The organism is Mesorhizobium sp. M7A.F.Ca.AU.002.02.1.1 (genome assembly GCF_003998535.1).
GTDB classification, from domain to species: domain Bacteria; phylum Pseudomonadota; class Alphaproteobacteria; order Rhizobiales; family Rhizobiaceae; genus Mesorhizobium; species Mesorhizobium ciceri.
Map to the genome: position 1 here is coordinate 1 of NZ_RZPB01000949.1, position 1,992 is coordinate 1,992.

The following is a 1,992-nucleotide window of genomic DNA, read 5'->3' on the forward strand; positions in this document are numbered from 1 at the left end:
GTATCTGGATGGCCTACCCTACGCCGAAATACGGGATCCGCTCGCGCATCGCGATTTCGTCCCCGCCGAGCTCATACGTTTTTTCCTTGCGTCGCTGGGCATTCGTGGCTCGACGCCGCTCAGCATCCGCTATGTGCGGGGCACTTTCTTCCAAGATCAGCCGCTGCCTTCGGAAATCCTGACGCCTGACAGGCCGAGTCCCCAGCTTCGCAAGCATGACAATGAGGTTGCCCTGTGAGCATGACCACCGTTGCATATTCCGAACTGACCCGCATCCTACCATGGTCGCTTAGAGCTCTGGGGTATGCGTTCGGCACCGCTGATCGGGGGGCTCATATCGTGGCAGCGGGTGCAGCACTCGATCCGGCTGTTCTGGACGATATCCGTCAGGCAGGCCCGCGGCCCTCTCATGGCTTCAGCTATCACAAGTCGAACGGCCTCACGATGCTGGATGCCGCTGGCATTTCATTTCTGGAAACCGGACCAGCCGCAGTCGATGCTCTCGCCGCCCATGTAAGCGACGCCAAATGGGAGCTATGTCGGATATCTTCGGCGACCGAGTTGTCGCTTGTTCCGGCCACGCTGATCGGCGCGATGAACTACAATCTCTCTTCTATCGGTATCGTCGCCCGCGACGGAACCTTCGACTGGCTGTTGGCTGAACCGGATCCAAGGGGTGTGCTGTATTCGGGCCAAGGGGAAGATACCCTAGCGGCGCTCCTCGGCGGCGAAACGGCAGCCTTGAAATCGATCGACGCCGCCAGGCCGGCGCCGGGGTGCGCGCTTCTCATGGTCAGCGCCCGCAGACCTGAACTGAAGGAGTCCGGATGCGCTGCCGTTCGGCCTGGGGCGAAGATCGCCTTGGCACACAACAAGGGTATTCCCGTATCGCGCGAGACACTGGATGCGCTGTACGGGCTCGAAATGCTCACCTGGGCTCCAACGTCGGAGCGCTCCCGCTCGCAGGCGGGCTTCACTGTTGCACCGGCACCAAGCTCATGAATGAACCGATATCCAATCCGGTGGTTGAGGTGAACGGCCTCAGCGTCGCTTTCGGCAAGCATCAGGTGGTGCATGACGTCGATCTGGCCATCCATGCCGGCGAGACGCTGGCGCTTGTCGGCGAGTCGGGATCCGGCAAGAGCGTCACTTCCATGACGATAATGGGACTGCTTGCCGGCAATACCCATGTGAGCGGTTCGGTCATTGTCGATGGCCAGCAAGTGGTGGGCGCGTCGACATCGACATTGCGGCAGGTGCGTGGCGGCATTGCCAGCATGATCTTCCAAGAACCGATGATGAGCCTGAATCCGGTGCTGCAGGTCAGCACCCAGATCAAGGAAATGCTGCGCCAGCATCGACCCTTGAGCGATGCCGAGGCGCGGGAGGAGGGCATCCGGCTTTTCGACCGCGTTCGCATTCCGGACGCGCGGCGGCGGTTCAACGACTATCCTCACATGTTCTCCGGGGGAATGCGGCAAAGGATCATGATCGCCATCGCCTTGGCGTGCTCGCCGAAGCTGCTTATCGCCGATGAGCCGACAACAGCGCTCGATGTGACGATACAGGCACAGATCCTCGACCTCCTGGACGAGGTCCAGCGCGATACCGGCACCGCGATCCTGTTCATCACGCATGACATGGGCGTAGTGGCCAACATCGCCGACCGCGTCATGGTCATGCACAAGGGACGTGTGGTGGAGATGGGAGCAGTAAAGGACGTTTTCGAACGTCCGCGCGAGGACTATACGAGGATGCTGATCGACGCGGTCCCGCGCTTGGGGCAAGGCGTGGCCCGCACCTACCGCGCGCCTGCCAAGGATGCTGTGCCCAAGCCGGTTTTGAGCGTGCGCAACCTGGTGACCCGGTTCGATGTGCGTGGCGGAGCAATGCGCCGCAAGGTTGGGCGTCTCCATGCCGTCGAGGGTCTAAGCTTCGATATCATGCCTGGAGAAACGCTGTCGCTTGTTGGCGAGTCCGGCTGCGGTAAGT

General features: G+C 61.3%; 3 protein-coding genes. All 3 read left to right on the top strand.

The window, feature by feature from the left end:
• On the top strand, positions 1-238 hold a 238-nt coding region (locus EN879_RS39200), incomplete at its 5' end, for a hypothetical protein (protein WP_206521056.1).
• Positions 235-1,002 carry a hypothetical protein gene (locus EN879_RS33670; protein WP_127274594.1) on the top strand — a complete coding sequence of 256 codons (768 nt, stop codon included), beginning with the start codon at positions 235-237 and terminating at the stop codon, positions 1,000-1,002. The genes EN879_RS39200 and EN879_RS33670, both read left to right, overlap by 4 nt.
• On the top strand, positions 999-1,992 hold a 994-nt coding region (locus tag EN879_RS40695; RefSeq protein WP_164774754.1), incomplete at its 3' end, for an ABC transporter ATP-binding protein. The genes EN879_RS33670 and EN879_RS40695, both read left to right, overlap by 4 nt.